Annotated in this window: 5 protein-coding genes; 3 read left to right on the forward strand and 2 right to left on the reverse strand. The window is 70.3% G+C overall.

Annotated elements, in window-relative coordinates; all coding sequences use genetic code 11:
- Positions 1 to 70: 70 nt before the first annotated feature.
- Both ACFRFC_RS30630 and ACFRFC_RS30635 read right to left on the reverse strand, forming a co-directional pair.
- The gene (locus ACFRFC_RS30630; RefSeq protein WP_382691861.1) at positions 71 to 1,153 is read right to left on the reverse strand and encodes a sugar phosphate nucleotidyltransferase; all 1,083 of its coding nucleotides are present in this window, start codon (positions 1,151 to 1,153) and stop codon (positions 71 to 73) included.
- 190 nt (positions 1,154 to 1,343) lie between these two features.
- Positions 1,344 to 2,837: a peptidoglycan recognition protein gene (locus ACFRFC_RS30635; RefSeq protein WP_382691862.1), complete on the reverse strand. Its 1,494-nt coding sequence runs from the start codon at positions 2,835 to 2,837 to the stop codon at positions 1,344 to 1,346.
- A gap of 129 nt (positions 2,838 to 2,966) precedes the next feature.
- Here ACFRFC_RS30635 and ACFRFC_RS30640 point away from each other — a divergent pair, with 129 nt between their 5' ends.
- The 3 genes from ACFRFC_RS30640 to ACFRFC_RS30650 all read left to right on the forward strand — a co-directional run bounded on the left by ACFRFC_RS30640 (position 2,967) and on the right by ACFRFC_RS30650 (position 7,486).
- Positions 2,967 to 3,725 (forward strand): TIGR03089 family protein, encoded by a 759-nt coding sequence (locus ACFRFC_RS30640; RefSeq protein WP_382691863.1) that lies wholly within the window; start codon positions 2,967 to 2,969, stop codon positions 3,723 to 3,725.
- A 514-nt stretch (positions 3,726 to 4,239) separates the two neighbouring features.
- Positions 4,240 to 5,382 carry an LCP family protein gene (locus ACFRFC_RS30645; RefSeq protein ID WP_382691864.1) on the forward strand — a complete coding sequence of 381 codons (1,143 nt, stop codon included), beginning with the start codon at positions 4,240 to 4,242 and terminating at the stop codon, positions 5,380 to 5,382.
- A 253-nt stretch (positions 5,383 to 5,635) separates the two neighbouring features.
- On the forward strand, positions 5,636 to 7,486 hold the full coding sequence (locus tag ACFRFC_RS30650) for an LCP family protein (RefSeq protein ID WP_382691865.1): 1,851 nt from the start codon (positions 5,636 to 5,638) through the stop codon (positions 7,484 to 7,486).
- Positions 7,487 to 7,526: the final 40 nt, after the last annotated feature.

Raw genomic sequence — 7,526 nt, forward strand, 5'->3', positions numbered from 1 at the left:
CAGCTGAGGCTGGGCGGCTGTCCGCAGCTATGGGAGCTGAGGCGAGCTGCCGCGCATGGCCGGGAACGGGCTAGCGGTCCGAGGAGAAGCGGAGGGCTCCTTGGGGGATTTGGGCGTCGCACCAGACTCGGGCGCCGGATTGGAGTTCGTTGTCAGGGCCTACGAAGGCGCCGTCGCCGATGACCGTGTCGGTGAGTATGGAGCGTTCGCCGACACGGGCGCCGGTGCCGATGAGGGAGTGGGTGATGACGGCGCCGGGTTCGATGACCGCGCCGGGGAGGATGGTGCTGCCGACGACCCGGGCGCCCTCGGCGACCAGCGCGCCCTCGCCGACGACCGTACCGCCGGAGAGCTTGGCGTCGGGGGCCACGCGGGCGGTCGGGAGGATCAGGCGTTCACCTCCGCGGCCGGGGACCGCCGGGGACGGGGCCCTGCCCAGGACCAGGTCCGCCGAGCCGCGCACGAAGGCCGCCGGGGTGCCGAGGTCCAGCCAGTACGTCGAGTCGACCATGCCCTGGAGGTGGGCTCCGGCGGACAGGAGGCCGGGGAACGTCTCGCGTTCCACCGACACCGGGCGCCCCGCCGGGATCGTGTCGATCACCGAGCGGCGGAACACGTACGCCCCCGCGTTGATCTGGTCGGTGACGATCTCCTCCGGGGTCTGCGGCTTCTCCAGGAACGCCGTCACCCTGCCCGTCGCGTCCGTGGGGACCAGACCGTACGCGCGCGGGTCCGTCACCTGGGTGAGGTGCAGGGAGACATCCGCCCCGGTGCGTTCGTGGGTGTCCACCAGCGCCCTGATGTCCAGGCCCGTCAGGATGTCGCCGTTGAAGACGAGGATGGGTTCGTCGGGGGCCGAGCGCAGGCGGGACGCCACGTTGCGGATCGCGCCGCCCGTGCCGAGCGGCTCGTCCTCCGTGACGTACTCGATGTGCAGTCCGAGCGACGAGCCGTCGCCGAAGTACGGTTCGAAGACCTCGGCCAGATAGGACGTGGCGAGCACGATGTGCTCGACGCCCGCCGCGCGCGCCCGCGCCAATTGGTGTGTGAGGAACGGCACCCCCGCCGCCCGGACCATGGGCTTGGGTGTGTGCACAGTGAGCGGGCGCAGCCGGGTGCCCTTGCCGCCGACCAGAAGGATCGCTTCTGTCACCTGTCGTCTCTGCTTTCTGCCGGGACCGGCCGAACTGTCTTTCGGCCGGTCAGTGTATGCAGACGGTTGTGCAGATGCTTTGTACGGACGGGTTTCCGCGCCTTCGACGGCCGTGCGGTGTCAGCGAGCCTTCCCCCCGACGGCTGTGAACGTGCCCCCCACCGACATGGTCTCCGTACCTACGGCTGTCTCAGCGCCCTTGCAGACGCGCCGCGTCGGCACGGGCGGTACCGAGCTTGCCGTACAGCTGCCCGCCGGGGCAGTCCGTCGCGAAGCCGTCCCGGTGGCCGGAGATCACGTTCAGTCGCACATTCTTACCCTTTTTGTAGAGATTGCCGCCACCCGACTTCAGGTACGTCGTTCCCTTCGGGTTGGCGCCCGAGAGGCCCAGTTTCCAGGCGCTGAGCCGCGCGACGGCCGTCACGGCGGACCCGGCGGGCTTGGTGGAGCTGTAGCTGCCGATGACGGCGATCCCCATGCTGTCGGTGTTGAAGCCGAGGGTGTGCGCGCCGAGCACCGGCTTCGCCACGCCGCCGGCGCGGCCCTCGTAGATGTTTCCGCACTTGTCGACGAGGAAGTTGTAGCCGATGTCCCGCCAGCCCATGCTCCCCACGTGGTAGCGGTAGATACCGCGAATGACGGAGGACGCCTCGGCGCAGGTGTAGTTGTTTCCGGTGGCCGTGTGGTGGACGAAGGCGGCCTTGACCTTGTTCGTGTAGAGGAACGTCTTCTCCCGCAGGTTCTCGTCCGCGCCCCAGCCCTTGCGCGTGACGATCTTCGGGCGGGGGCCGATGTAGGGCTTCGCCTGCGGGGCCGCCGCGTTGGCCGCCGCGCCGGTTTCGAGGGCGAGTTCACGTTCGGTGTCGGTGCGGCTCAGGGCCGGGATCTCCAGGGGTTCGGCGACGGTGGCGACGGTGGCGCCGGAGGCCGTGGAGGTGCCGGAGGTGCTGGATGTGCCCGAGGTGGCAGGGGTGGCAGAGGTGGCAGAGGTGTCGGACGCGGGGGAGGTGGTGGACTGGGGGCCGTCCGCCCTGCCCGGGTCGATCAGTTCGATGCGCAGGCCCGCCGGGAGGAGGGTCTGGGGTCCGGCGTGGGACGCGTCCTCGCCGGGGGCGCTCTTCTCCGCCTGTGCCTGGACGCGTACTTCCACGCCGTCCGACTCCCCCACCCACAGCGGTGCGGTGGCGCCCCGGACGCGGGGCGAGGAGCGTTCGGCGGTGTCGGGGTCGGCGGCGTGCTCGGCGTTGTGCGTCTCCAGGTCCTGCCAGTCGGACCAGACGCCGGTGGCGGCGGAGCGGGTACGGACCTGGACGCGGCCGTGCAGTTCGGTGTCCGGGTCGTCCCAGATGACGCCCAGGAGGGAGAAGTTCTGTACGTCCCTGCGGGGCAGGCCCTGGAGGGTGGCGCCGAGCGCGCGGTCGCGGGAGAGCGGGGCGAGGTCGACGGACTCGGTGCTGCCGGGGATGCCGGTGGCGTCGGGATCGGTGGTGCGGGTGGTTGTGCTGGTTTCAGCATCGGTTTCGGTGCCGGGGGCTGTGTCGTCGGTGGTGCCGGTACTACCGGTGAGTGATGGCCCGCCGACCGGCGCCGGGCGGGGTGCCGCCGTGGCCTCGGAGAGGGTCGTCGGGAGGGCGAGGGCGGCCATACAGGTGACGCCGATGGCCGAGGCAAGGTATCCACGCATGCCCCTGATCGTGGACATAGCCGTATATATCTGTCCATCGGGGAAGTGCGGGGGCGTCAGGTCCCGCTCCGCCGAACCGGTGATGCGGCCTTTCGGCCCGGGGCCTTCGCCGCGCGTACGCTTGCGCGGGTGAACGCCACCGATCGCACCCCTGCCGACCTGCTGCGTTCCGCGCTCGCCGCGGATCCGGCCCGTCCGTTCGTGACCTTCTACGACGATGCCACCGGCGAGCGCGTGGAATTGTCCGTCGCCACTTTCGCCAATTGGGTGGCCAAGACGTCGAATCTGCTCCAGGACGGGATGTCCGCGGAACCCGGTGAACGGGTCGCCCTGCTGCTGCCCGCGCACTGGCAGACCGCGGTGTGGCTGCTGGCCTGTTCGTCGGTGGGGGTCGTCGCCGACCTGGGCGGGGATCCGGCCGCGGCGGACTACGTGGTGGCCGGGCCGGGGGACTTCGAGGCGGGGCTCGCGTGCCGGGGGGAGCGGTACGCGTTGTCGCTGGCGCCGCTGGGGCGGCGGTTCGTGCCGGGGCCGCCGGCCGGGTATGTCGACTATGCCGTGGAGGTGCCTGGTTTCGGGGACCGGTTCGTGCCGTACGCGCCTGTTGATCCGGAGGGGGTCGCGCTGGTGGTCGCCGGGGCGGCGTTGTCCGGGGCGGAGGTGGTCGAGCGGGCTCGGGGGGATGCGGGTGAGCTGGGGCTGGGTGGGCCGGGGGCTCGGTTGTTGTCGGGGCTGGGGTATGACACGTGGGGTGGGGTCAGTGCGGGGTTGTACGCGCCGTTGGCCGGTGGGGGGGCTGTGGTGTTGTGCCGGAATCTTGGCGAGTTGAGTGAGGGGGCGCTGGCCGCTCGGGTGGGGAGTGAGCGGGTTTCGGTTGTGCGGAGGTGATTCTGGGGGGGCGCCGTGGGGGGTTCTGTTTGGTGGTGGGTGCGGGTTGTGGGGGGCTGGGTGCGCAGTTCCCCGCGCCCCTGAATGCCTGCGTTGGGCTTGCCGCGTGGGGCCGTCGGGTCGGGTGGGGGTCTGTCCGGTGGCGGGTGCGGGTTGTGGGGGGGCTGGGCGCGCAGTTCCTCGCGCCCCTGAGCACCTGCGTTGGGCTTGCCCGGGTGGGATAGTGCCGTGCGCCGTGCCCGTGCCCCCGGGAGCCCATGTCCCACGCACCACACCCCACAGTCCACGCCCCACATTCCGCGCCCGCGCCCCATCCCGCGCCCCATCCCGCACCCCCCACACCCCGCGCACCCCGCACCGCCGCACCGCCGCGCCGCATGCCCCGCGCCCGCAGCCCGCGACCCGTGCCCTGTTTCGTCACCCGTTTGGGGCTCCCCGGGGGGTCTCCCCCCGGGGCTCGCGGCATCGTCGTAGGCGCACGGGATTGGTTTGGGGGTGTGGTGTGAGTGGTGGGATGGCCGGGGGTTCGGCCAGTGGGGTCGGGCCGGCGCGGCGGCGTCGGCGGCGGTGGGTGCGGCGGGGCGCGCTCGGCTTGGGCGGGTTGGTGGTCGTGGCCGGCGGGGTCGGGTGGGGTCTCTATCTCAAGCTGAACGGGAACATCACCGCCGACGAGGCCGCCGCCCGGGAACTCGCCCGGTACGAGAAGGAGCGGCCCACCGCGCTGGTGAAGGGCGCGCAGAACATCCTGGTCATCGGGTCCGACACCCGCGCCGGGACGGGCAACCGGACCTACGGGCGGGACAATGGCACCCAGCGTTCCGACACCACGATCCTGCTGCATCTGCCGGCCGGGCGGGACAGCGCGACGGCCGTTTCCATTCCCCGCGATCTGATGGTGGACGTGCCGAGTTGCCGCGGGCCGGACGGCACCCGGACCTCCCCTGCGTTCACGGTGTTCAACCACGCCTTCGAGAACGGCGGTTCGGCGTGCACCGTACGGACCGTGGAAAAGCTGACGGACATCCGGATCGACCATCATCTGGTCGTCGACTTCAATGGGTTCAAGAAGATCGTGGACGCCCTCGACGGCGTCGAGATCTGTCTCGCCGAGCCCATTCACGACAAGGCTGCCAAACTGCGGCTGCCCGCGGGCCGGGTGAAGCTCGACGGGGAACAGGCCCTCGGTTACGTCCGGGTCCGCAAGTCCCTCGGCGACGGCAGCGACACCGACCGGATGGAACGCCAGCAGCAGTTCCTCGCGGCGCTGGTGAAGACGGTGCGCGGCAATGACGTACTGCTGAATCCGGCGAAGCTCTATCCCGTGCTCGACGCGGCCACCTCGTCCCTCACCACCGATCCGGGACTGGCGAGTCTGCGGAGTCTGTACGACCTCGTTCGCGGGCTGCGGGACATCCCCACCGAGCGGGTTCAATTCCTTACGGTGCCGAGGGAGTCGTACGTCCACAACGCCAATCGCGATCAGCTCGTGGAACCGGCCGCCGAGCGACTCTTCGAACGTCTGCGCACAGATGCGCCGGTCGAGGTCGCGCGGGAGGAGAAGTCGGCTCGGGGGGAGAAGTCGGCGCCGGGGGAAGGCGACGTCTCGGCCGAACCGACATTTCGGGGGAACACGGCGGCCGAGGAGAGCTGCCGATGAGACGTGGCGTCGGTCACGGGTAAAGCGGGTGCCAAGTGAACGTATGGGTGTTCAAAGAAATGGGCTGGATTGCCCAGTTGTAGGGGCGGGGAATTTCGGCCCGCCGTCGCTGGACGCCGAACTGGACGGCTAGTGTGAGCGCTTCGGTGCACCTGACCCGCGATCGTCGTGGTGTCGAGCACCGTGTGTACGAGACCCGAGCGCCTTTGAGGGGGAAGGCGCCGCGTGGCCCCGACGGAGGATTCGGACAACCGTGGACGCGCAAGGCCGTGGGCGAGCGGAGAATGTCGATCCCGCAGACCAGTGGGTGCTCAATCCGAACACCGGCGAATACGAACTGCAACTGGGCACTTCCGCACCGCAGTCGCCGGTTCCCGGGCAGCGCAGAACGGGCAGACCGTCGCGCTCGGGGAATGCGGCGCGGACCGGCCGGGAGTCCCGGGCGGCCGGGCAGACCCGAGCCGGGAAATCCCGGTCGGCGCAGAGCCGGTCGGGCCAGGGCCGGGCGGACGAGCAGATCTCGGTGAACCGGGAGACCCGTGAGGCTCCTGGGCGGGTCGCGCCCGGCCGGGACGTCCCCGGGCCACGCCGCCGCCGGACCGGTCCCGAGGAGCCGGCGCCCGGACGGCGTGGACGGCGTCCGGCGAAGAAGGCGCGGACGAAGAAGGCGCTGATGTGGACCGGCGGCTCGATGGCCCTCGTCCTGCTCGCGGTCGGCGTCTCCGGCTATCTGTATCTGCGCCATCTGGAAGGCAACGTCAGTACGACGGACGTCGGCGACGCGGGTGCCGGCAGCTTCTCCAAGGACGAGGCGTTCAACATCCTGCTCATCGGCACCGACAAACGCACCGGTGAGGGCAATGACGGGTACGGCGACACGGGCAGCGAGGGTCACGCGGACACCACGATCCTGCTGCATGTCTCCAAGGACCGCACGAACGCGACCGCGCTCAGCATCCCGCGCGACCTGATCGTCGACATCCCGGACTGCCCGACCCTCCAGGAGGACGGCTCCGAGGAGATCGTCGCGGGCAGCACGGGCGTCCGTTTCAACACCAGCCTGGGCCAGGAGGGCCGGGACGCGGGCTGCACCATGCGGACGGTCGAGGAGGTCACCGGTATCAAGCCGGACCACTTCATGATGGCCGACTTCAACGCGATCAAGACGCTGACCACGGCGGTCGACGGTGTCGAGGTCTGTGTGGAGGAGCCGGTCGACGACCCGGACTCCGGGCTGGTGCTGCCGGCGGGTGTGTCCACCATCGAGGGCGAGCAGGCGCTGGCGTTCGTACGGACCCGGCACAGCTGGGGCAACCAGGGGGACCTGGACCGGATCAAGGTGCAGCAGCAGTTCCTGGCGTCGCTGATGCGCAAGATGTCCTCCAGCGACACGCTGACCAGTCCGAGCAAGCTGCTCGACCTCGCCGAGGCGGCCACCGAGGCGCTCACCGTGGACACCGGGATCGGCAAGGTCAGCACGCTCACGGACGTGGCGCTGGAGCTGAAGAAGGTGCCGACCAAGAACATCACCTTCACCACCGTGCCGGTCATAGACAACCCGGCCGAGGAGACTCCGGTCACCGTCGTGGTGAACGAGACCCAGGCGCCCGAGGTCTTCGACGCCATCAACAACGACGTTTCCTTCACCGAGGTCAAGGAGCAGGAGGCGGCCGCCGCGGCGGCCGAGAAGGCGGAGATCGCCGAGCGGCTCGAAGGCACTCAGTCCGATGCGTCGGAGGTGCGGGTGCAGATCCTCAACGGTGGTGCGGAGGCCGGGTCGGCGGGGACCACGCTGTCCTGGCTCCAGATCGAGGAGGGGGTCGTCAAGTCCGAGAACGCGGGGAACGCGGCGGCGGAGCAGGCGACCACGACGCTGGAGTACGCGCCGGATCAGGCCGATCAGGCGCGGAAGCTCGCCGAGATCATGGGGCTGTCGGGGGCCGCGATGAAGCCGGGGGAGAGTGTGACCAACTCTCAGGGGCAGCCGACGATGACGTTGATTCTCGGGGAGGACTTCGAGGGGCCGGGGACCTCGCTCACCGCGCCTACCGAGGCGCCTGATGTGGAGAAGTCGACGGCGGATGAGGTGCTGTGCGCCAGCTAGTCGCTCGCGCGAGGTGATGCCGGGTTTTGTGGTGGGTGGG

Origin of the sequence: Streptomyces sp. NPDC056734 (assembly GCF_042790455.1) — a bacterium.
In the GTDB taxonomy this organism is placed as follows: domain Bacteria; phylum Actinomycetota; class Actinomycetes; order Streptomycetales; family Streptomycetaceae; genus Streptomyces.